The 21338-nt window shown below is 61.2% G+C and carries 18 protein-coding genes, 1 pseudogene and 1 riboswitch; of the genes and pseudogenes, 12 read left to right on the top strand and 7 right to left on the bottom strand.

What is annotated here, in order from left to right; all coding sequences use genetic code 11:
* Positions 1 to 80: 80 nt before the first annotated feature.
* The 4 genes from GHO41_RS17175 to GHO41_RS17160 all read right to left on the bottom strand — a co-directional run bounded on the left by GHO41_RS17175 (position 81) and on the right by GHO41_RS17160 (position 3495).
* The gene (locus GHO41_RS17175) at positions 81 to 1037 is read right to left on the bottom strand and encodes a metal ABC transporter ATPase (protein ID WP_153434205.1); all 957 of its coding nucleotides are present in this window, start codon (positions 1035 to 1037) and stop codon (positions 81 to 83) included.
* A 41-nt stretch (positions 1038 to 1078) separates the two neighbouring features.
* Entirely contained in the window at positions 1079 to 1891 is an 813-nt protein-coding gene (locus GHO41_RS17170; RefSeq protein WP_153391341.1) for an aldo/keto reductase, read from the bottom strand.
* Positions 1888 to 3063, bottom strand: coding sequence for an FAD-binding oxidoreductase (locus GHO41_RS17165; protein WP_048366631.1), 1176 nt, complete (start codon positions 3061 to 3063; stop codon positions 1888 to 1890). Before GHO41_RS17165 ends, GHO41_RS17170 begins: the two co-directional genes overlap by 4 nt.
* A 99-nt stretch (positions 3064 to 3162) precedes the next feature.
* Positions 3163 to 3495, bottom strand: coding sequence for a multidrug efflux SMR transporter (locus GHO41_RS17160; protein WP_048366630.1), 333 nt, complete (start codon positions 3493 to 3495; stop codon positions 3163 to 3165).
* 148 nt (positions 3496 to 3643) lie between these two features.
* Between GHO41_RS17160 and waaA the strand changes: the two genes are divergently transcribed.
* The gene (gene waaA, locus GHO41_RS17155; RefSeq protein WP_153434204.1) at positions 3644 to 4921 is read left to right on the top strand and encodes a lipid IV(A) 3-deoxy-D-manno-octulosonic acid transferase; all 1278 of its coding nucleotides are present in this window, start codon (positions 3644 to 3646) and stop codon (positions 4919 to 4921) included.
* Positions 4922 to 4999: 78 nt separating this feature from the next.
* On the opposite strand, the gene GHO41_RS17150 is transcribed toward waaA, so the two are convergent.
* Positions 5000 to 6436, bottom strand: coding sequence for a TolC family outer membrane protein (locus GHO41_RS17150; RefSeq protein ID WP_048366628.1), 1437 nt, complete (start codon positions 6434 to 6436; stop codon positions 5000 to 5002).
* Between the two features lie 179 nt (positions 6437 to 6615).
* Positions 6616 to 6721: riboswitch (TPP riboswitch) on the top strand.
* 154 nt (positions 6722 to 6875) lie between these two features.
* On the opposite strand from GHO41_RS17150, the gene thiC reads away from it, so the two are divergent.
* Positions 6876 to 8765 (top strand): phosphomethylpyrimidine synthase ThiC, encoded by a 1890-nt coding sequence (thiC, locus tag GHO41_RS17145; RefSeq protein ID WP_153434203.1) that lies wholly within the window; start codon positions 6876 to 6878, stop codon positions 8763 to 8765.
* Between the two features lie 148 nt (positions 8766 to 8913).
* Positions 8914 to 10176 (top strand): putative hydroxymethylpyrimidine transporter CytX, encoded by a 1263-nt coding sequence (gene cytX / locus GHO41_RS17140; protein WP_178126535.1) that lies wholly within the window; start codon positions 8914 to 8916, stop codon positions 10174 to 10176.
* 114 nt (positions 10177 to 10290) lie between these two features.
* On the opposite strand, the gene GHO41_RS17135 is transcribed toward cytX, so the two are convergent.
* Positions 10291 to 11028, bottom strand: a complete 738-nt coding sequence (locus tag GHO41_RS17135; RefSeq protein WP_048366625.1) for an RsiV family protein — start codon at positions 11026 to 11028, stop codon at positions 10291 to 10293.
* A 223-nt stretch (positions 11029 to 11251) separates the two neighbouring features.
* Here GHO41_RS17135 and GHO41_RS17130 point away from each other — a divergent pair, with 223 nt between their 5' ends.
* The 9 genes from GHO41_RS17130 to GHO41_RS17090 all read left to right on the top strand — a co-directional run bounded on the left by GHO41_RS17130 (position 11252) and on the right by GHO41_RS17090 (position 20585).
* A complete protein-coding gene (locus GHO41_RS17130; RefSeq protein WP_123751141.1) occupies positions 11252 to 11875 on the top strand; it encodes an NUDIX domain-containing protein in 624 nt (207 codons plus the stop codon).
* On the top strand, positions 11866 to 12318 hold the full coding sequence (locus tag GHO41_RS17125) for a DUF1249 domain-containing protein (RefSeq protein ID WP_048366623.1): 453 nt from the start codon (positions 11866 to 11868) through the stop codon (positions 12316 to 12318). Before GHO41_RS17130 ends, GHO41_RS17125 begins: the two co-directional genes overlap by 10 nt.
* A gap of 130 nt (positions 12319 to 12448) precedes the next feature.
* Positions 12449 to 13264: a 3',5'-cyclic-AMP phosphodiesterase gene (gene cpdA / locus GHO41_RS17120; protein ID WP_153434201.1), complete on the top strand. Its 816-nt coding sequence runs from the start codon at positions 12449 to 12451 to the stop codon at positions 13262 to 13264.
* Positions 13265 to 13373: 109 nt separating this feature from the next.
* Entirely contained in the window at positions 13374 to 13982 is a 609-nt protein-coding gene (locus tag GHO41_RS17115; RefSeq protein WP_153434200.1) for a YqiA/YcfP family alpha/beta fold hydrolase, read from the top strand.
* Between the two features lie 51 nt (positions 13983 to 14033).
* The gene (parE, locus tag GHO41_RS17110) at positions 14034 to 15935 is read left to right on the top strand and encodes a DNA topoisomerase IV subunit B (RefSeq protein WP_153434199.1); all 1902 of its coding nucleotides are present in this window, start codon (positions 14034 to 14036) and stop codon (positions 15933 to 15935) included.
* Positions 15935 to 16915, top strand: a complete 981-nt coding sequence (locus GHO41_RS17105; protein ID WP_153434198.1) for an esterase-like activity of phytase family protein — start codon at positions 15935 to 15937, stop codon at positions 16913 to 16915. Before parE ends, GHO41_RS17105 begins: the two co-directional genes overlap by 1 nt.
* Positions 16912 to 17433: a TIGR02281 family clan AA aspartic protease gene (locus GHO41_RS17100; RefSeq protein ID WP_153434197.1), complete on the top strand. Its 522-nt coding sequence runs from the start codon at positions 16912 to 16914 to the stop codon at positions 17431 to 17433. Before GHO41_RS17105 ends, GHO41_RS17100 begins: the two co-directional genes overlap by 4 nt.
* Before the next feature lie 11 nt (positions 17434 to 17444).
* Positions 17445 to 19709 (top strand): DNA topoisomerase IV subunit A, encoded by a 2265-nt coding sequence (gene parC / locus GHO41_RS17095; protein ID WP_123751146.1) that lies wholly within the window; start codon positions 17445 to 17447, stop codon positions 19707 to 19709.
* Positions 19710 to 19880: 171 nt separating this feature from the next.
* Positions 19881 to 20585 (top strand): membrane integrity-associated transporter subunit PqiC, encoded by a 705-nt coding sequence (locus GHO41_RS17090; RefSeq protein WP_178126534.1) that lies wholly within the window; start codon positions 19881 to 19883, stop codon positions 20583 to 20585.
* 178 nt (positions 20586 to 20763) lie between these two features.
* On the opposite strand, the pseudogene GHO41_RS17085 reads toward GHO41_RS17090, so the two are convergent.
* Positions 20764 to 21338 (bottom strand): annotated as a pseudogene (locus GHO41_RS17085) (histidine kinase); the annotation flags it as partial.

Here is a 21338-nt window from a genome sequence, read left to right as displayed (position 1 = left end):
CTCTGTAGGAGCGAGCTTGCCTCGCGATCTTTTGATCTTGAAAGATCGCGAGGCAAGCTCGCTCCTACAGGCGTGTTGGGCTATCCGGTCTTTACGACCTTCCTGAACATCTGCCGCGCCTTGCCTGTCAGGCGTTTGAGCCGCGACTCTTTGTCAGGTGCGCTCAAACCTTGCTGCTTGAGCCAGTCTTTCCAGCGAATGCGTTCTTCGCTCACCACCCAGCCCTCTTGCGGCGCAAAACTCTCCGCCAGGTACACGCCTCGGGTGCTGGCCGGTTTCAGTTGATCCTTGTGCAAGGTGTACAGCTCGGCGCACGGCTGGCCGTCGGTCAGCGGCATCAGGTACAGGTCCGGACGCTTGCGGTTGAGGCGGGCGACCAGTTGGTCCCCCTCCAGCCGCTCATCAACATGAAACAGGCTCAGTGACTTGGCTTCTTTGGGCACTTCAAGGCGCAGGTCGTAAATCAGTTGTAAGGAGGCGGTGGGCAAGTGCACATACGCCCGCGGGCGCTCAAGCAACGGCTGGTTGGCGCAGCGCACCGGGCGCGCCGCACCGGAAAACGGCGTCAGACGAAACGACAGCGCTTCACGGTAATGCAGCGCGCTGGCGTAGGGCGCTGGCAGCCAGATGTCGTTGAAACGCCCGCTGAGCCAGCCTTCTGGGGTTTCCAGCAGGCATTCTTCGGCCACTTCCTGAACCGCCGTGTGCAACGGCAAGTTGACCTCATGGGCCGGTACGTAGCCGGAGATCAGCTTGAGCACTACGTCACCCCGGTCCTGACGGCGCTGGCGCACCAGCACCCAGTAATCGCGGCCCTGCCAATGCAAGGTCAAACGCACCGACACGCCGAGGTTGGCCAACTCCAGCGTGAAGCGTTCGGTGTCGGCAACGCTGACCGGGCGGCGTTTGCTCAGGGTTTGCGCGAAGTTGAGCGGCATGCCGACACTTTGGTAACTCAAGCCTTCTGCCGTGGCTTCGACAAGCAACGGCAGGGTTTTGAAGTCGCTGGGGTTCTTGCGGATGAGCATTCGCGGCATGTCGGCTCCTTCTTGCGTCGGGGTCGGCCGAATCGGCGGCTTTAGGCGTTACGCAGAACCTGCGCAACCATTGCCACGTTATGGGCCAAGTGCAGCGGATTGATAGTGCCGACAATAGCACTGGCAACCCCGTGATGGCCAAACACCAGTTCGAAGCTGGCGCGCACCGGGTCGATGCCGGGTTTGAGGCACACATGGCCGCTGGCCAGGGCCTTTTTCACCAGAATGGCTTTGCCATGGGCAGCGGCGTAATCGATTACCGCCTTCTCGGCTTGCTCATTGAGGTTGTAGGTGACCATGGCGCAGTCGCCGTTTTCCAGGGCCTTAAGGCCGCCTTCGACGGTTTTGCCAGAAAAGCCGAAACCACGGATCTTGCCCTCGCGCTTCAGCTCGGCGAGGGTGGCGTACACCTTGCTGTCGTTGAGGATCGCGAGGTCGTTGCCGTCCGAGTGCACCAGCACCAGGTCGATAAAATCCGTTTTCAGACGTTGCAGGCTGCGTTCAACCGAGCGGCGGGTGTGTTTGGCGCTGAAGTCGTGGCGTGACTCACCGTTGTCGAACTCTTCGCCGACCTTGCTGACAATCACCCAGTCCTGGCGCTGGCCGCGCAGCAGCGGGCCCAAGCGTTCTTCACTGCGCCCATAGGCGGGCGCGGTGTCGATCAGGTTGATGCCCAGGTCGCGGCTCAGCTTGAGCAGCATCTTGGCTTCCTGGTCATCCGGGATCTGAAAACCGTTGGGGTACTTCACCCCTTGGTCGCGGCCCAGCTTGACGGTGCCAAGGCCCAGCGGCGACACGTGCAGGCCGGTGCTGCCCAGCGGGCGCAGAAAATCGTGCAGGGTCGCCTGGCTCATGGCAGCAGTTGCTCCCAAGCGGTTTTGCCCAGTGGCGGGCGAGGGAAGTCAGGCAGCGCAGGCACATTGCCGGGTTTGATCCCGTCTTGCTCAAGCGCGTGGATGACCCGGTCCGAGAAGTCCGGCGCCAGCGCCAGCTTGGTCGGCCAGCCCACCAGCAAACGGCCCGTATCGGCGAGGAACGCGTTATCCGGGCGGACCAGACCCGACTGCGCCGGTTCAGCGCGGTCGACCCGCAGGGTGGCCCATTGCGCCTGGCTCAGATCGACCCATGGCAGCAGGCTGGTCAGCTCTTTTTTGGCGGCGGCGATTTGTTCGTCCGGGGTGCGGGCCACGCCCTCGGCTTCGGCAATGTCACCGCCCACATACCAGACCCATTCGCCGTTGGCGGCCGGGTGAGTGGTCACGGTGATGCGCGGCTTGGGGCCACCGCCCAGGCAATGGGCATACAGCGGTTTAAGGCTCGGGCCTTTGACCATCACCATGTGCAGCGGGCGCAGTTGCTGGGCAGGGACGTTGATTTCAAGGCTGGCCAGCAGCTCGGCATTGCCTTGCCCGGCGCTGAGCACGATGCGTTGCGCGAGGATATCCAGGCCGTCGACCCGCAGGCCGATCAGGCGCTCATTCTCAAACAGCGGCTCGACCTTTTGCCCTGCCAGCAGGCTGTCACCGGCCAGTTCGGCCAGGCGCTCGACCAGGCTGGGCACATCCACCACCAGCTCGGCCAAGCGATACACCTTGCCCTTGAAACGCGGGTTTTGCAGGGCAGGCGGCAATTGATCGCCCTTGACCTGATCAACCCGGCCGCGCACGGCCTTGCTCGCAAAAAAGCTGGTCAGGTTGCCTGCCAACGTGCCGGGGGACCACAGGTAATGGGCTTCGGAGAGCAGGCGCACGCCGCTCAAGTCCAACTCGCCGTCACCGGCAAGGGCCTCGCGCCAGCGGCGCGGCATATCGGCAATGGCTTCGGAAGCGCCGGTCAGCGCGCCGTGCAGCGCGTATTTGGCGCCGCCATGAATAATGCCCTGAGACTTCAGGGTCTGTGCGCCACCCAGCGAATGGTTTTCAACCAGCACCGTGGAAAAACCCTGACGACGCAGGCGGGCATTGAGCCAGAGGCCAGCGACGCCAGCGCCGACAATCAGCACGTCGGTGGAAATTACAGATGCCATGGGCGACCTCAGCGTTGAAAGACAAGGCTGGGAGTATACAGCCTGATCCCGACTCTGCCTTTGAGGTGCCCAGAAAAGAGGGGCTACAGTGGCAAAGCTTTAATGCCCTGCCGTTTTGGAAAACAGTTGAATCACCACCACGCCCAGCACAATCAGGCCCATGCCGAGCATGGCCGGCAGGTCGAGTTTTTGCCCGTAGATAAACAAGGCGGCAACGCTCACCATCACAATGCCCATGCCCGCCCACACGGCATAAGCAACGCCCACGGGGATGGTGCGCACCACCAGGGTCAACATCCAGAACGCGGTGGCGTAGCCCACAATCACCAGAATGAGTGGCAATGGCGTACTGAACCCTTTGACCGCTTTCATCGAAACAGTGGCAATGACTTCAGCGCAGATAGCGATAGCCAGGTAGTAGTAAGCGGTCATGGTGCAATCCTGAGTGTGTGGCGAAGCAATTTAACAGCACGGCATTCTAGTGGTTGTAAAAGTGTGTAGGGGGCTTTTTGTCGCGCCTTGAAATGGGCGTGTTCGGTGCCATCATCGTGGAGGTCGTTTTCAAGTAAACTCCGGGCCCATGAATAGAACTCTCTACACCTTGCTGTTTCATCTGGGGCTGCCGTTGGTGGCGATTCGCTTATGGCTGCGGGCACGCAAGGCCCCGGCGTATGCCAAGCGCATTGGCGAACGTTTCGCGCTGAATATGCCCGCCATGCAGCCGGGCGGGATCTGGGTACACGCCGTGTCCGTGGGCGAGAGTATTGCCGCCGCCCCGATGATCCGGGCGTTGCTGCAACGTTATCCACAGTTGCCGATTACCGTGACTTGCATGACCCCGACCGGATCGGAGCGCATTCAAGCCCTGTTCGCCGACGAACCGCGCATCCAGCACTGTTATTTGCCTTACGACCTGCCATGGGCCGCCGCACGTTTTCTGGATCGGGTGCAGCCCAAGTTGGCGGTGATCATGGAAACCGAACTGTGGCCTAACCATATCCACCAATGCGCCAAGCGCGGCATCCCGGTGGCGCTGGCCAATGCGCGCCTCTCGGCCCGTTCGGCCAAAGGCTATGCGCGGTTTGCCAAGCTCACCCGGCCAATGCTCGAAGAGATGAGCCTGATTGCTGCGCAGACCGAAACCGAAGCCGAGCGTTTCCGCCAGTTGGGCGCCCGCCCCGAGTGCGTGCAAGTGACCGGCTCGATCAAATTCGACCTGACGATTGACCCCCAGTTGCTGATCAAGGCCCGTGAGCTGCGCGAGCAATGGCAGGCGTTGGAGCGCCCGGTGTGGATCGCCGCCAGCACCCATGAAGGTGAAGACGCCATCGTGTTGGCGGCGCATCGGCAGTTGCTCGCCAGCTACCCGAACGCCTTGTTGATCCTGGTGCCGCGCCACCCGGAGCGCTTTAACTCGGTGTTCGCGTTGTGCCAAAGCGAAGGGTTCGACACGGTACGGCGCTCGGCCGCAACGCCGGTCAACGCGCAAACACAGGTGCTGTTGGGCGACACCATGGGCGAGCTGCTGTTTTTGTACGCCCTGGCCGACAGCGCGTTTGTGGGCGGCAGCCTGGTGGCTAATGGCGGGCATAACCTGCTGGAGCCGGCGGCGCTGTCCAAGCCGGTGCTGAGCGGGCCGCACCTGTTCAATTTCCTCGAAATCGCCGCGTTGTTGCGTGACGCCGGGGCGCTGGAAGAAGTGGACGATGCGCAAGCCTTGGCAGTGGCGGTACGGCGCTTGTTTGAACTGCCGCAAGACGCCCGGCACATGGGCCAGGCCGGTTTGAACGTGATGCTCGCAAATCAGGGCGCCTTGCAGCGCTTGCTGGACGGGTTGGGTCGATTACTAAGTCGATGACGACCCTGTAGGAGCGAGCTTGCCTCGCGAGCTTTTAAAGATCAAAAGATCGCGAGACAAGCTCGCTCCTACAGAGGGTTACTGACCGGCGTTACGAATGTTGGCAGCCGCTTCCTGGGCCAGGTCTGGCGGCAGGAAGTCTTTGTCCGGGTTGTAATCGGCTTTCAGGTAACGCGACAACGCATCCAGATCGCCCGGGTTCAACGTGCCTGCCGCCTGTTTAAGGCGCAGGTTGTCGAGGATGTAGTCGTAGCGGCTGTTGTTGTAGTCGCGCACTGAGTTGTACAACTGACGCTGGGCGTCGAGCACGTCAACGATGTTGCGTGTACCCACCTGATAACCGATTTCCGTGGCTTCCAGGGCGCTCTGGTTCGAGATGATCGACTGTTTGCGCGCTTTTACCTGCTCGACATCGGTATTCACCGCGCGGTGCAGGTTGCGGGTGTTTTCTACCACCTGGCGGCGCAGTTGCTCACGCTGCTGCTCGGTCTGGTCCAGACGTGAGTACGACTCGCGCACTTGCGAGCTGGTCAGGCCGCCGCTGTAAATCGGGATGTTCAACTGAATGCCGATGCTGGTCTGGTTGACCGGCCCACCGTAGCGCTGGTTCAGGGCGTTCGGGTTGGTCAGGCCGAAGGCATCGTTGTCACCGGATTTGTATTGCGCCACCGCGTCCACGGTCGGTGCGTGGCCGGCCTTGCGTTGCTTGAGGGTGTCTTGCGCGGCGTCTACCGCGTAGTTACTGGCCAGCAAGTTGAGGTTCTGCTGCGCGGCGGTGTCGACCCAAGCTTTTGCGTCGTTCGGCGTGGGCGGCAAAATCGGCAGGCTGTGGCGCATGCCCTCAATGGCGTTGTACTGGCGGTTGGTCAGCGTGACCAGTGCTTCAAAGGCGTCTTCGACCTGGCGCTTGGCGAGCATGCGGTTGGCCCGCGCCGTGTCGTAGCTGGCCTGGGATTGCAGCACGTCGGTCTTGTCCGACAGGCCCACATCAAAACGCTCGCGGGACTGGTCCAGTTGACGCTTGAACGCGGCTTCTTCGGCCTTGGTCGCGGCCAGGGTGTCCTGGGCACGCAATACCGAGAAGTAAGCATTGGCGCTTTGCAGAATCAGATTTTGCTCAGTGGCCGAGAGTTGCAGCGCGGCCTGTTCATTGATCGACTCGGCCGCCTTGAGCTGGAACCAGCGGTCAATGCGGAACAGTGGCTGGGCCAGTGTGGCCTGGTAAACCATCAGGCTGCGGTTGGTGGTCATCGACGGCCTGTCGATGGAGGTGCGCACACTGCTCGACTCGGCGCCGCCCGACAGATTAGGCAGCAAGCCGGCGCGGGCCTGAGGCACGACTTCCTTTTGTGCCGAGTAGCTGGCACGGGCTGCCGCGAGGTCGGCGTTGTTGTCGACAGCTTCCTGGTAAACGCTGACCAGACCGTTTTGGTTGGACACGGGCGCGGGTGAATCCACAGCCATAGCGTTGGTCGCCCAGGACACGGCGATAGCCAGCGAGAGTTTGCGCAGCATGAGCGATCCCTAGTTCAATAATGCGAAATTGATTGTCGAGGCCGTGTTCTGGCACTCGGAGTTTCAAGACGTAGCGAGTGTAGTAGCCGTGACACCTTGCAACAATGCCGTTGTTGTCTCTTTCGTCATGCTGTTTATTTCAGGGTTGGCGTTCTGCCACACACTTCTTTATATTGGCCGTGTTCTTGTCGGGGTGCCTTGCTATGAGGCTGAGATCGAATAATTTCGGATCCCGTTGAACCTGATCAGGTTAGCGCCTGCGTAGGGAACAAGATTTCTCGTCTCCCGGCGAGTCCTCTTGAGTGCCGTCCGGGATCGATTGTTCAAAAAATGATCAATCGTTCGAGGTCGTCACTCAGCACCCAGTCCTTGGGTGCGTCCGTGCTTTTTTCAGGTTCTCCCTCCGACAATCCACCTGGATGCAGTCTGGAGAGCCGTGATGAGTACAACACTAAAAAACGCGATCAATCTCAGTGATTCGGCCAAGGTCGATGAGCAGTCGGTCAAGCCGTTTACCCGCTCGCAAAAAGTTTACGTACAGGGTTCGCGCCCGGACATTCTGGTGCCGATGCGCGAAGTCAGCCTTGATGTCACGCCGACCGATTTTGGCGGTGAAATCAATGCGCCGGTATTGATCTACGACACTTCAGGCCCGTATACCGATCCTTCAGTACAGATTGACGTGCGCAAAGGCCTGGGCGACGTGCGTTCGGCCTGGATCAATGACCGCGATGACACCGAGTGCCTGCCGGGCCTGAGCTCGAACTTCGGGCAAATGCGCCTTGAAGACGCCGAACTGACCAAACTGCGTTTCGCCCACGTGAAAAACCCGCGCCGGGCCAAGGCCGGGGCCAACGTCACCCAGATGCACTACGCGCGTCAGGGCATCATCACCGCCGAGATGGAATACGTCGCCATCCGCGAAAACATGAAGCTGCAAGAAGCCCGTGCGGCGGGCCTGCTGGACCAGCAGCACGCCGGCCACAGCTTTGGCGCCAACATCCCGAAAGAAATCACCCCGGAGTTCGTGCGCGACGAAATCGCCCGTGGCCGCGCCATCATCCCGGCCAACATCAACCACGTTGAACTGGAACCGATGATCATCGGCCGTAACTTCCTGGTGAAGATCAACGGCAACATCGGCAACAGCGCGCTGGGCTCCTCCATCGAAGAAGAAGTGGCCAAGCTGACCTGGGGCATTCGCTGGGGTTCGGACACAGTCATGGACTTGTCCACCGGCAAGCACATTCACGAAACCCGCGAGTGGATCATCCGCAACTCGCCGGTGCCGATCGGCACGGTGCCGATTTACCAGGCGCTGGAAAAGGTCAACGGCGTGGCCGAAGACCTGACCTGGGAGCTGTTTCGCGACACCCTGATCGAGCAGGCAGAGCAGGGTGTGGACTACTTCACCATCCACGCCGGGGTGTTGCTGCGCTACGTGCCGCTGACCGCCAAACGCGTGACCGGCATTGTGTCGCGGGGCGGTTCGATCATGGCCAAGTGGTGCCTGGCGCACCACAAAGAGAACTTCCTCTACACCCATTTCGACGAAATCTGCGAAATCATGAAGGCCTACGACGTCAGCTTCTCGCTGGGCGACGGCTTGCGCCCGGGCTCGATTGCGGACGCCAACGACGCCGCGCAGTTCGGTGAGCTGGAAACCCTCGGCGAGCTGACCAAAATCGCCTGGAAGCACGACGTGCAGTGCATGATCGAAGGCCCGGGACACGTGCCGATGCAGTTGATCAAAGAGAACATGGACAAGCAGTTGGAATGCTGCGACGAGGCGCCGTTCTACACCCTTGGCCCGCTGACCACCGACATCGCGCCGGGCTACGACCACATCACCTCGGGCATTGGCGCGGCGATGATTGGCTGGTTCGGGTGCGCCATGCTCTGTTACGTCACGCCCAAAGAGCACTTGGGCTTGCCGAACAAGGATGACGTGAAGACCGGCATCATCACCTACAAAATCGCTGCCCACGCCGCGGACTTGGCCAAAGGCCACCCCGGTGCGCAAATCCGCGACAACGCGTTGAGCAAGGCGCGTTTCGAGTTCCGTTGGGAAGACCAGTTCAACCTTGGCCTGGACCCGGACACGGCGCGCTCGTACCACGACGAAACCCTGCCGAAAGACTCGGCCAAGGTCGCGCATTTCTGCTCCATGTGCGGGCCGAAATTCTGCTCGATGAAAATCACCCAGGAAGTGCGCATCTACGCCGCCAACCAACGCATTGAAGCGGTCGACGTCGACGTGGCCAAAGGCCTGGCGGAACAGGCCGAGCGCTTCAAGCAGGAAGGCAGCCAGTTGTACAAGAAGGTGTGATGTAAGCAGTTCCCCTTGTGGGAGCGGGCTTGCTCGCGATGCGAACGACGCGGTCTGCATGTGAAACCGTGTCGACCCCATCGCGAGCAAGCCCGCTCCCACGGGTTTGATTATCCGGCACCTTCTTTCTCTTCAAGAGACTCTTTCCTTGAACACACCCAGCACTTACTCGCCGGATACCGCCGTCCCGTTGGACAAGCGCGTCTTCGGCGCTCGCGATCTGTTTTCCTTGTGGTTCTCCCTCGGCGTCGGGCTGATGGTGTTGCAGACCGGGGCCTTGTTGGCGCCGGGGCTGGGCCTGTCGGGTTCGCTGCTGGCAATTTTTCTCGGCACGCTGGTGGGCGTGGCGTTATTGGCGTCGGTGGGGGTGATCGGTAGCGACACGGGGCTGTCCTCCATGGCCGCGCTAAAACTCAGCCTGGGCTGCCGCGGTGCCATGCTCCCTGCCGTGTTGAACGTTCTGCAACTGATTGGCTGGGGCTCGTTTGAAATCATTGTGATGCGCGATGCCGCCAGCCTGCTTGGCGCGCGGGCCTTCAGTGAGGGCAGTTGGCTGAGCAATCCGCTGCTCTGGACATTATTCTTCGGCGCCCTGGCCACGCTGCTCGCGGTCAGCGGGCCGTTGGCGTTTGTGCGCAAGATCTTGCGCAAATGGGGCATCTGGCTGTTGCTGGCTGCGTGCCTGTGGCTCACCTGGAACCTCTTCGCCAAGGCCGATCTGGCTGCTTTATGGGCGCAGAAGGGCGACGGTTCGATGCCGTTCGCGGTGGGTTTCGACATTGCGATTGCCATGCCACTGTCGTGGCTGCCACTGATCGCCGACTATTCGCGCTTCGGCAAACGCGCCAAAAGCGTGTTTGGCGGCACCGCGCTGGGCTTTTTGATCGGCAACTTCTGGCTGATGAGTCTGGGTGTGGCCTACACCCTGGCGTTCGCGCCGAGCGGTGAAGTCAATGCGCTGCTGCTGGCGCTGGCGGGGGCTGGGCTGGGGATTCCGTTGCTGCTGATTTTGCTCGATGAATCTGAAAACGCCTTCGCCGACATTCACTCGGCGGCCGTCTCCAGCGGGTTCTTGCTGCGCTTGAAAGTTGAGCACCTGGCGTTGGCCATTGGCGTTATCTGCACCTTGATCGCCCTGCTGGCGCCGCTGGCGCAGTACCAGAACTTCTTGCTGCTGATTGGCTCAGTGTTTGCGCCGTTGTTTGGCGTGGTGCTGGTGGACCACTTCATTGTGCGCAAACGCAGCGTCGACGTGACACCGGGCCTGCTGCGCTGGCCGACGTTGCTGGCCTGGTCGGGCGGGGTGCTGACCTACCACCTGCTGGCCAACTTCTACCCGGATGTCGGCGCAACCTTGCCGGCGTTGTTACTGGCCGGGCTGCTGATGTGGGTGTTGGGCCGCAAACACTAACCCACAACCACAACCCAAAACCCACTGTAGGAGCGAGCTTGCCTCGCGATCTTTTAAAAAGATCAAAAGATCGCGAGGCAAGCTCGCTCCTACAGACGTTTTGGGCGTTTTGGGTTAGCCGCGACCCGGCAACCACTCCGGCTTGATAATCCCGTTCAAGCGCGAATACGGAATGCTCAGCTCAACGTTGCCATCGGAGTACGGGGCAATGCTGTACACGTCGTACTTGAGCAAAACGCTGTCTTTAAGCAGCGCCACGTTCGGGGTTTGCTGGAACGGCCAGGTTTTGACGAACTCCGCATCGTTGCTGCGGTGCGAGTTGATCAGCCAGTTGTTGTGCGCCACTTTGGCCGCGCCCCAGAAGGCTCTTTCCTGACCCGGCAGGAGCATGTCCTGCAAGGTCACTTCTTTATGGTCTTTACGCGACCAGTTGATAAAGCCACGGCCCGGCATGCCATGCGCGCCGCCGGTGTCCAGGTAGCTGATCAGCTCGATGATCACCAAGTCGTCATGCTGCTCACGTACCTTGGCCTGCAAATACATGCTGTTGCGGGTGTCGGCAGTGCGCAGGAACTGCTCGCGGTAAGCGTTCAGCGACGGCGCCAATTTGTCGTCCGGCGAGTTGACGGTCATTTTCAGCAGGCGCTGTTCGATCAGGGCGTCCAGCTTCGGATCGGCGGCGAAGTGCACGGTCTCAATGTTGACCAGCGGGCAGTCATCGCCCTTGCAGCCCGCTTTGACCTGCTCGGAGGCATCGGGGGTGAACGCCAGCGGTTTGGGTTGAAAAGCACTCTGGCAAGCACCCAGCGCGAGGGCGATGCAAGTCAGGGAAGCCAGTTTTAAAAGTGACATGGTCGTCCTTCATCAACGAAAGAAAGGTGAACGCAGGCTCGTTCGACTGCCAACAAGGGCGTCAGTTCGCCGCTAAGCTTGAAGGTGTCAATTAGAGTTGGTTTGCAGGCAATCCGTCTATCCCCACGTTATAAAAGGGGCTGCATCCAGAAGCACAGGCGCGTTAGGATGCGCGATGCCGTGGGGTCACCCCCGGTGTGAATTTGCCAGCAAGAGGTTTTCCATGACTGACATCACCAAGGCCAAGCCCAGCGCCGTCGAGATCGTAAAACGCGAAAACGGCTACCAGGGGTTTTACCAACTGGACCGGGTTTTCCTGCGCCATGAGCTGTTTGCCGGTGGCATGAGCCGTGAGATCAGTCGTGAGGTGTTTGTGCGTCATGACGCGGTGTGTGTGCTGCCTTATGACCCGGTGCGCGACGAAGTGGTGTTGATCGAGCAGTTTCGCGTTGGCGCCCTGGGCAAAATCGACAACCCGTGGCTGATCGAGCTGGTGGCCGGCCTGATCGACAAAGAGGGTGAAAACGACCCCGAAGACATCGCCCACCGCGAAGGCGAAGAAGAAGCGGGGCTGACGTTCTCGGCGTTATGGCCCATTACCCGTTATTTCCCGTCACCGGGCGGCAGCACTGAATTTGTGCACGTGTTTCTGGGGCGTTGCGACAGCTCTAATGCGGGCGGCCTGCACGGTCTGGACGAAGAAGCCGAAGACATTCGCGTGACTAAATGGGCGTATGAAGATGCGCTGCAAGCGGTGCGTGATGGACGTATTTCTAACGCGGCGAGCATTATTGCCCTGCAGTGGCTGGCGCTTAACCGCGCTGAAGTGAGGGGGTTATGGCAGTAAATGGCGTCCGTGATCGCTACCGGGTTGATTTGATTGGCTTGCAGGCTGCCTGCGAAGCCAACTATGCGCGGCTGATGCGTTTATTGCCTGACATGCGCGAGCAACCGAGCGCGCGACAGATCGCGGTCACTCAGGGTGAGCAGATGCTCGGCGTGCTGACCCTTGAAGTGATGCTCGACTGCCCGTACACCAGCACCTTGCGCGTGCGCCAGGAACACAGCCTGCCGTGGCTGCCGGTGCCGGAACTGCAAGTGCAGGTGTACCACGATGCGCGCATGGCCGAGGTGATTGGCGCTGAACATGCGCGGCGCTTTCGCAGCATCTATCCTTACCCCAATGATGCGATGCACCAGCCCGACGAAAAGGCCCAGCTCAATGTGTTTTTAGGTGAGTGGCTGAGCCATTGCCTGGCCTGCGGGCACGAGTACGCCGAAGTCCGCTAGGCTTTCCTGCTGTAGGAGCGAGCTTGCCTCGCGATCTTTTAACGATCAAAGATCGCGAGACAAGCTCGCTCCTACAGAGGGTTCTGGAGTGGCATAATCGCGCCATTTATCTACCCACCGGGAGAACGCCTTGCCCAACGCTTCCACGCCGACCACCGAACACTCGGTGCTGCTGGTGCAACTGACCGATAGCCATTTGTTTGCCGACGCAGACAGTACCCTGCTGGGGCTGAATACGGCGCAGAGCCTGCAACAGGTGGTCGACAAGGCGCGTGCCGAGCAGGCGCAGGTCGATCTGCTGCTGGGCACCGGCGATTTGGCTCAGGACGGCAGCGTTGCGGCGTATCAGCGGTTTCGGCAAGTGAGCGAGCCGTTGTGCGCCAATGCCCGCTGGCTCCCCGGCAATCACGACCGATTGGCGCAGATGCGCGAAGCCACGGTGCAAACCCGTCTGTTGGACCCGGTTGTGGATATCGGTAACTGGCGCATCATTTTGCTCAACTCGCAGGTACCGGGCGCCACGCCGGGGTATCTGGAGGATGAGCAATTACAGTTGCTCGCCCGGGCTGTGAGCGAAGCGCCGCAGCGTCATCATCTGGTTTGCCTGCACCATCACCCGGTGCCGGTGGGCAGTGAATGGATCGAGCCGATCGGTCTGCGCAACGCTAAAGAGTTCTGGGCCGTGCTGGATCGCTTCCCGCAGGTGCGCGCCGTGCTCTGGGGGCATATCCATCAGCCCTTCGACCATGTGCGCAACGGTGTGCGCTTGCTGGCAACGCCTTCTACCTGCGTGCAGTTCACGCCGGGCAGCACAGACTTTGATGTCAGCGGCGAGGCGCCCGGCTATCGCTGGCTCCGCCTGCACCCCGATGGCGCGCTGGACACCGGCGTGTCGCGGCTGGATAACTTTGTGTTCACGCCCGATTACAGCGCGAACAATTACTGAGTGGGCGGGCCTGAATTATCTTGAAACGGCCATGGCCCCTTGAGTCAGGCTAAACTGCGCGTCTTTCTTGAAACAGCGTTCGGCTAAATCTGTACTCGGGAGTTAGTGCATGTCGGGTTCCATCTTGTATATCCATGGGTTCAACAGCGCCCCCGAGTCGAAAAAGGCCGTCCAGCTGGCCACCGTGATGCAGCGCATCGGGCTGAGTGAGCAGCTGCGCGTTCCGGCCTTGCACCACCATCCGCGTGAGGCGATGGCGCAATTGCAGGCGGCAATCAGCGAACTGGACAGTCCTCTGCTGGTCGGGAGCTCGCTCGGCGGCTACTATGCGACCTATCTGGCCGAACAGCATGGGCTCAAGGCCTTGCTGGTCAACCCGGCCGTCAGCCCGCATCGTCACTTCGACGGCTACCTGGGCACGCAAACCAACTTTTACAGCGGCGAAACCTGGGAGCTGACCCACGATCACGTGCTGGCCCTGGCAGCGCTGGAAGTTCCGGCCCCGCAAGACCCGCAGCGTTATCAGGTGTGGTTGCAAACCGGCGACGAAACCCTGGATTACCGCCATGCCGAACAGTACTACGCCGCGTGCGCGTTACGGATTCAGGGCGGCGGCGATCACAGTTACCAAGGGTTTGCCGAGCAACTGCCGGGGCTGTTGAGTTTCGCCGGGATAGCGGCACCTCAGTATCAAACCATCGACTTCGCGGCGCTTTAAGCGCGAGTCGAATGGCCCTTATTTTTCACTTACGACTAACGACGAGACCCTATGGCCACTCCCAGCGCTAGCTCTTATAACGCAGACGCCATCGAAGTCCTCTCGGGCCTCGACCCGGTGCGCAAACGCCCCGGCATGTACACCGACACCAGTCGGCCAAACCACCTGGCCCAGGAAGTCATCGACAACAGCGTCGACGAAGCCCTGGCCGGTCACGCCAAATCGGTGCAAGTCATCCTGCACGCCGACCACTCGCTGGAAGTCAGCGACGACGGGCGCGGCATGCCGGTCGACATTCACCCGGAAGAGGGCGTGTCAGGCGTCGAACTGATCCTGACCAAGCTCCATGCGGGCGGCAAGTTCTCGAACAAGAACTACCAGTTCTCCGGCGGCCTGCATGGCGTGGGGATCTCGGTGGTGAACGCCTTGTCGACCCAAGTGCGGGTCAAGGTCAAGCGTGACGGCAACGAATACCAGATGACCTTCGCCGATGGCTTCAAGGCCACCGACCTGGAAATCGTCGGTACGGTCGGCAAGCGCAACACCGGGACCAGCGTGTACTTCGCCCCGGACCCTAAATACTTCGATTCGCCCAAGTTCTCGGTCAGCCGCCTCAAGCACGTGCTCAAGGCCAAGGCTGTGTTGTGTCCGGGCCTGCTGGTGAGTTTTGAAGACAAAGGCACCGGCGAAAAGGTTGAGTGGCACTACGAAGACGGCCTGCGCTCGTACCTGGTCGACGCGGTCAGCGAATTCGAACGCCTGCCGGACGAGCCGTTCTGCGGCAGCCTGGCGGGTAATAAAGAAGCCGTCGACTGGGCGCTGCTGTGGCTGCCAGAGGGCGGCGACAGCGTGCAGGAAAGCTACGTCAACTTGATCCCGACCGCCCAGGGCGGCACGCACGTCAACGGCCTGCGCCAAGGCTTGCTCGACGCCATGCGTGAGTTTTGCGAGTTCCGAAGCCTGCTGCCGCGTGGTGTGAAGCTGGCGCCCGAAGACGTCTGGGAGCGCATTGCCTTCGTCTTGTCGATGAAAATGCAGGAGCCGCAGTTCTCCGGCCAGACCAAAGAGCGTTTGTCGTCCCGTGAAGCGGCGGCGTTTGTCTCGGGGGTGGTCAAGGACGCGTTCAGCCTGTGGCTCAACGCCAATCCTGAACTGGGCATGCAACTGGCAGAGCTGGCGATCAACAACGCCGGTCGTCGCCTCAAGGCCAGCAAAAAGGTCGAGCGCAAACGCATCACCCAAGGCCCGGCCTTGCCCGGCAAACTGGCTGACTGCGCCGGGCAGGACCCGATGCGCTCCGAGCTGTTTCTGGTAGAGGGTGATTCCGCAGGCGGTTCTGCCAAACAAGCGCGGGACAAAGAATTCCAGGCCATCCTGCCGTTGCGCGGCAAGATCCTCAACACCTGGGAAGTCGACGGCAGCGAAGTCCTCGCCAGCCAGGAAGTGCACAACATTGCTGTGGCCATTGGTGTTGATCCGGGCGCGGCGGACATGAGCCAGTTGCGCTACGGCAAAATCTGCATCCTGGCCGACGCCGACTCCGACGGTCTGCACATTGCCACCTTGCTCTGCGCGTTGTTCGTGCAGCATTTTCGGCCGCTGGTCGACGCCGGTCACGTGTACGTGGCCATGCCGCCGTTGTACCGGATCGACCTGGGCAAAGAGATTTACTACGCCCTCGACGAGGCCGAGCGCGACGGTATTCTCGACCGTCTGGCGGCCGAGAAAAAACGCGGCAAGCCGCAGGTCACGCGATTCAAAGGCCTGGGCGAAATGAACCCGCCGCAACTGCGTGAAACCACCATGGACCCGAACACCCGGCGTCTGGTGCAACTCACCCTCGAAGACTACGCCGCGACGTCAGAAATGATGGACATGCTGCTGGCGAAAAAACGCGCCGGTGACCGCAAGTCCTGGCTTGAATCCAAAGGTGATTTGCAGGTGCTGGCCTGATGCGCAGTGCCTTGCTGGCGCTGCTGTGTGTGAGTGCGGCCCCGGTTCTGGCGGATACCTGGCCAGAGCTGGCGCTGCAGTCCGAGCATCCGGTGGCAGGCATGCGCGGTGGTAACTTGTCCGGCCTGGCAATGTGCCAGGGCGAGATGTGGGCCGTGTCTGATCGCGATGATGATCAGCTGTACCGTCTGGCTACCCGCGACCCGCTGTGGCAGGCCGAGGCGGTGGCCATTGAGGTGCCGCCTGCGCCCGAAAGCGGCTTGCCGTGGGGCGTGCGCATGATGGGTAAAGCCATCAGCCCGCTGCGCGGCGGCGATCTGGATTTCGAAGGCATCACCTGCGACGACGCCGGTAACCGTTACGTGGTCAGTGAAGCCCATGCTGCCGTGTTGCGGGTGCCGCCGATTGGCGCCCCGGCCTGGCTCAAAATCGACCCGGCGCTGGTGCGTCAGGCTCGCGCCAGCGGCATGTTGCTGCACTTTAATGCGCTGTTTGAAGGCATTGTGGTCAACCCGCAGGGCACGCAGCTCTGGCTGGCGGCCGAGCGCGAGCGCCGGGGTTTGCTGACCATCCGCAAAAAGCAGAGCGTGTGGGACTGTGAAAACGGTTGCGTGTTGATGAGCGAAGGCGGCCTTGAACAGCCACCGTCGCAACTCAAGGGCAAGCCCCAGCAGAAAGACTTTTCTGATCTGGCGCTGTTCGAGGGCAAGCTGTTTACCCTTGAACGCATGGCCTACCGCGTGTGCCGTCGCACTCTGGACACCGGTGAAGTCGAGCGCTGCTGGTCATTTGCCAACGACGCCTTGACCAAAGAACGTTTGTACAAAAGCCCGTACGGCAACGCCGAAGCGCTGGTCATCGACGCCAAAGGCGCGTGGATCGGCGTGGATAACGGCAGCCACGTGCGCGCCGATGGCGAGAAACGCCCGATTGTCTGGCGCTTTGCTGCCCCGCAAGGTGGCTGGAGCGCCAAGTCATGAGCCAGCAGGCACCGGGTAAAGGGATGGGGCGCATCTTCATGATCGTGGCCTGGTGCGCCGGTTTGTACCTGGCCACGCAGTTTTTCGGGCGTGTAGAGCAGCGTCAGCAAAACCCCAATACCGAGGTAGCCTCGCAGCAAGGCAAGGGCTATATCGAAGTGACCCTGCGCAGCAACGTGCAGGGCCACTTTGTCGCCAGCGGCCGGATCAACAACGTGCCGGTGGAATTTTTACTCGATACCGGGGCCACCGATGTGGTGGTCCCGCAGGAACTCGCCAGGCAACTGGCATTGCCCAGGGGCGCCGCCGTGACCCTGAACACCGCCAATGGCCGGGTTCAGGGCTACCGCACGCAAATCGACCGCCTGCAACTGGGCGCCATCGTGTTGCGCGACGTGCGAGCGGTGGCGGCGCCGGGGCTTGAAGGCGAACAAGTGCTGCTGGGCATGAGCGCTTTGAACAAACTTGAATTTACCCAGCGCGACGGCACCATGCTGTTGCGCCAGACAACGAACTGAATGAGGTCCGCATGAGCGACTCCCTTGATCTCAGCCTGGACGGCGTAGAACGCCGGTCACTGGCCGACTTCACAGAACAGGCCTACCTCAACTACTCCATGTACGTGATCATGGACCGGGCCTTGCCGCACATCGGCGACGGCCTCAAGCCGGTACAGCGGCGTATTGTCTACGCCATGAGCGAGCTGGGGCTGGACGCTGACGCCAAGCACAAAAAATCGGCGCGTACCGTCGGTGACGTGCTCGGCAAGTTCCACCCGCACGGCGACTCGGCCTGCTACGAAGCCATGGTGCTGATGGCTCAGCCGTTCAGCTACCGCTACACACTGGTCGACGGTCAGGGTAACTGGGGTGCGCCGGATGATCCCAAGTCGTTCGCGGCCATGCGTTACACCGAAGCGCGCTTGTCGCGGTACTCCGAAGTGCTGCTCAGCGAGCTGGGCCAGGGCACGGCAGACTGGGTGCCGAACTTTGACGGCACCCTTGATGAACCTGCTGTGTTGCCGGCACGTTTGCCGAACATCCTGCTCAATGGCACCACCGGTATCGCCGTGGGCATGGCCACCGACGTACCGCCGCACAACCTGCGCGAAGTCGCCAGCGCCTGCGTGCGTTTGCTCGATGAACCTAAAGCCACCGTCGAGCAACTGTGCGAGCACATTCAGGGCCCGGACTACCCGACCGAAGCCGAAATCATCACCCCGCGCGCCGACCTGCTTAAGATCTACCAGACCGGCCGTGGCTCGGTGCGCATGCGTGCGGTGTACCACGTAGAAGACGGCGACATCGTGGTCACGGCGTTGCCTCACCAGGTGTCGGGCGCCAAGGTGCTGGAGCAAATCGCGGCGCTGATGCAGGCCAAGCCGACCAAGCTGGCGATGGTCACCGACCTGCGTGACGAGTCCGACCACGAAAACCCGTGCCGTATCGTGATCATCCCGCGCAACAACAAGGTCGATCTCGACGAGCTGATGCAGCACTTGTTCGCCGTGACCGAGCTGGAGTCGACCTTCCGGGTCAACATCAACATCATCGGTCTGGACGGCAAGCCGCAACTGAAAAACCTGCGTGCCTTGCTGGTGGAGTGGCTGGAATTCCGCGTACAAACCGTGCGCCGCCGCTTGCAGTTCCGTCTGGATAAAGTCGAGCGCCGCCTGCACCTGTTGGACGGCTTGCTCACCGCGTACCTGAACCTCGACGAAGTGATCCACATCATTCGGACCGAGGAACACCCAAAGGCTGAATTGATCGCCCGTTTTGCCCTGACTGAAACCCAGGCCGACTACATCCTCGACACGCGCTTGCGCCAATTGGCCCGCCTTGAAGAGATGAAGCTGCGTGACGAGCAAGACGCCCTGCGTAAAGAACAAGCCAAGCTGCAAACCTTGCTGGGCAGCGAAGCCAAGCTGAAAAAACTGGTGCGCAGCGAGTTGCTGGCCGACGCCGAAACCTACGGCGACGACCGTCGTTCCCCGATCGTGGCCCGTGCAGAAGCCAAGGCCCTGTCGGAAAACGAGCTGATCCCGACTGAAGCCGTCACTGTGGTGCTGTCTGAAAAAGGCTGGGTACGTTGCGGTAAAGGCCACGACCTGGACGCGACCGGGTTGTCCTATAAAGCTGGCGATGGTTATAAAACCGCGGCGGCCGGGCGCTCCAACCAATTTGCCGTGTTTATCGACTCCACCGGGCGCAGCTACTCGGTGGCGGCGCACACCTTGCCGTCGGCCCGTGGCCAGGGCGAGCCGCTGACCGGGCGTTTGGCCCCGCCACCGGGCGCCACCTTTGAATGCGTGCTGCTGCCTGACGACGACGCGTTGTACGTGATCGCCTCGGACGCCGGTTACGGTTTTGTGGTGAAAGGTGAAGACCTGCAAGCCAAGAACAAAGCCGGTAAAGCCTTGCTGACCCTGCCAAAAGGCGCGCAAGTGATGGTCCCGCGCCCTGTGGCAGACCGCGAAAACAACTGGCTGGCGGCGGTAACCACCGAAGGCCGACTGTTGATTTTCAAAGTCAGTGACCTGCCGCAACTGGGCAAGGGCAAAGGCAACAAGATCATCGGCATCCCGGGCGAGCGCGTAGCCAGTCGCGAAGAATACGTGACCGACCTCGCCGTGCTGCCCGACAACGCCACGCTGGTGTTGCAGGCGGGCAAGCGCACCTTGTCACTCAAGGCCGATGACCTTGAGCACTACAAAGGTGAGCGCGGGCGCCGAGGCAACAAGCTGCCGCGTGGCTTCCAGCGCGTAGACGCCCTGTTGGTAGAGACGCCTAACTAAGCGCGGTGCGCCGATCTGGGTTTTTTCGCGCAGATCGGCGCTGCGGCGCTGGAGTCAGGCCGCATATTCACGGATGATATGGCGCTCTTTCGCACAGCTGATAGCGATGTGCCCGATATTTTCTGAGAATGACACTGTGGCGTGCCGTGTGGCGGCCACCTGGATGGAATGATGAACGTTCTGCGCCTTCCTTTAATTGCGTTGCTGGCCGGTGTGCTTGGCCTGGCGGGGTGCAGCGTGCACCAGCCAGCGTCCCTGTACCAACTGGACAGCGGCAACCCCGGCCAGCCCAAGCAAAGCGCTGGCATGGCCGTACTCCTTGGCCCGGTGACCGTGGCTGATTACCTGCAACGTGAAACCCTGTTGCAGCGCCAAACCGATGGCAGCCTGAGCGCGGCGACCGATGGTCGTTGGGCGGGCAGTTTGTCGTCTGACATTGACCAGTTGCTGGTGCGCCAGCTGGCCTGGCGTCTGGACAGCCAGCGCGTGGTACTAGCCCCGGCCACGGCGGGGTTTGCCCCGGACGTGCAAGTGCTGCTGTCGATCACCCGATTGGACTCGGGTAAAAACCAGCCCGCGATCCTGGATGCCCAATGGCGTTTGCTCGACCGTCGCGGCCAGGTGCGTGACAGCCGCATGGTCCACCTTGAGCAGAAACACGATGGCAGCACAGCCGATCAGGTTCGCGCCCAGGGTGAGTTGTTGCAGCAACTGAGCGAACAACTGACCGTGGCGCTCAAGCCATTGGCCAACCAGCCTCCCTTGATCGAGCTACGCAAGCCCGAGCCCAAGCCTGCGCCCAAGCAGGATGTGAACAGACCCAAGATCCCGACGGCTTCACCGATTCGCACCGACATGGAAGTGTTCCGCTTCTGAGGTGATGGCCAGAAAACAAAAATCCCGCACGTGTGCGGGATTTTTTTTTGCGTGTGGCCGGTACGTCAACCTCTATGTGGGAGCGGGCTTGCTCGCGATTCAGTCGACTCGGTACGTCTGACCCACCGAGGCGCGGCAATCGCGAGCAAGCCCGCTCCCACAGGATGTTCCGAGTGGCCTACCCGCGGCTCTCGTGCATCCGTGCCAGTTGGCGTTCGAGCATGGACGGGTAGGGCTCCATCAGGCGCTCAACACAGCAGGCGCCTTCAGGGCTGGCAATCGGGCGGATGCGCGCGCGTTGACGGATCAGTGCGTCGTCGCTGATCTTGCGCTCTACCAGCAGCAGGTTGCGGCTGTGTTGCGACAAGGCCAGGGCGTCCTGGGCGGTTTCAGTCAGCAGCAAATCGATCTGGCTCATGCCGCTCAGGCCTTCGCCAAGCACCAGGCCCAATTGCAGTTGCAGGGTGATGCCACTGTCCGCGACTTCGATCTGCAAGGCATGGCCCAACGCGCGCAGCAGTTCACCGCAGCAAATGGCGTTGGTCAGGTAGTCGTCGCCGCTGTCTTCGCTGTGGAACAGCATCAGCGTGCTGCCATCGTTCAGCGTGTGCAGCTCGCTCTGGTACAGCGACGCCGCCTGGTTGAGACAGTCGCGATAACGCTCCAGCAGTTCCATCAGGCGGGCGCGTGGCAGGCGACGCAGTTGCTCCTGGGCGCCCAGTTGCACGGCCAGCACAGCACTCGGTTGCGGGG

The sequence above is a fragment of the Pseudomonas sp. FSL R10-0399 genome, assembly GCF_009600165.1.
In the GTDB taxonomy this organism is placed as follows: domain Bacteria; phylum Pseudomonadota; class Gammaproteobacteria; order Pseudomonadales; family Pseudomonadaceae; genus Aquipseudomonas; species Aquipseudomonas helleri.
The sequence above is the reverse complement of the archived record's forward strand: the minus strand, read 5'-3'. Positions and strand labels throughout refer to the sequence as shown.

What these genes read in the sequence shown, in the direction of transcription:
- GHO41_RS17100 (WP_153434197.1), top strand. Translation starts at nt 16,912, where the DNA reads ATGAGCCAGCAGGCACCGGGTAAAGGGATGGGGCGCATCTTCATGATC.
- GHO41_RS17165 (WP_048366631.1), bottom strand. Translation starts at nt 3,063, where the DNA reads ATGGCATCTGTAATTTCCACCGACGTGCTGATTGTCGGCGCTGGCGTC.
- GHO41_RS17115 (WP_153434200.1), top strand. Translation starts at nt 13,374, where the DNA reads ATGTCGGGTTCCATCTTGTATATCCATGGGTTCAACAGCGCCCCCGAG.
- GHO41_RS17150 (WP_048366628.1), bottom strand. Translation starts at nt 6,436, where the DNA reads ATGCTGCGCAAACTCTCGCTGGCTATCGCCGTGTCCTGGGCGACCAAC.
- GHO41_RS17135 (WP_048366625.1), bottom strand. Translation starts at nt 11,028, where the DNA reads ATGTCACTTTTAAAACTGGCTTCCCTGACTTGCATCGCCCTCGCGCTG.
- GHO41_RS17170 (WP_153391341.1), bottom strand. Translation starts at nt 1,891, where the DNA reads ATGAGCCAGGCGACCCTGCACGATTTTCTGCGCCCGCTGGGCAGCACC.
- GHO41_RS17160 (WP_048366630.1), bottom strand. Translation starts at nt 3,495, where the DNA reads ATGACCGCTTACTACTACCTGGCTATCGCTATCTGCGCTGAAGTCATT.
- GHO41_RS17105 (WP_153434198.1), top strand. Translation starts at nt 15,935, where the DNA reads ATGCGCAGTGCCTTGCTGGCGCTGCTGTGTGTGAGTGCGGCCCCGGTT.
- parC (WP_123751146.1), top strand. Translation starts at nt 17,445, where the DNA reads ATGAGCGACTCCCTTGATCTCAGCCTGGACGGCGTAGAACGCCGGTCA.
- waaA (WP_153434204.1), top strand. Translation starts at nt 3,644, where the DNA reads ATGAATAGAACTCTCTACACCTTGCTGTTTCATCTGGGGCTGCCGTTG.
- GHO41_RS17125 (WP_048366623.1), top strand. Translation starts at nt 11,866, where the DNA reads ATGGCAGTAAATGGCGTCCGTGATCGCTACCGGGTTGATTTGATTGGC.
- GHO41_RS17090 (WP_178126534.1), top strand. Translation starts at nt 19,881, where the DNA reads ATGAACGTTCTGCGCCTTCCTTTAATTGCGTTGCTGGCCGGTGTGCTT.
- parE (WP_153434199.1), top strand. Translation starts at nt 14,034, where the DNA reads ATGGCCACTCCCAGCGCTAGCTCTTATAACGCAGACGCCATCGAAGTC.
- GHO41_RS17175 (WP_153434205.1), bottom strand. Translation starts at nt 1,037, where the DNA reads ATGCCGCGAATGCTCATCCGCAAGAACCCCAGCGACTTCAAAACCCTG.
- thiC (WP_153434203.1), top strand. Translation starts at nt 6,876, where the DNA reads ATGAGTACAACACTAAAAAACGCGATCAATCTCAGTGATTCGGCCAAG.
- GHO41_RS17130 (WP_123751141.1), top strand. Translation starts at nt 11,252, where the DNA reads ATGACTGACATCACCAAGGCCAAGCCCAGCGCCGTCGAGATCGTAAAA.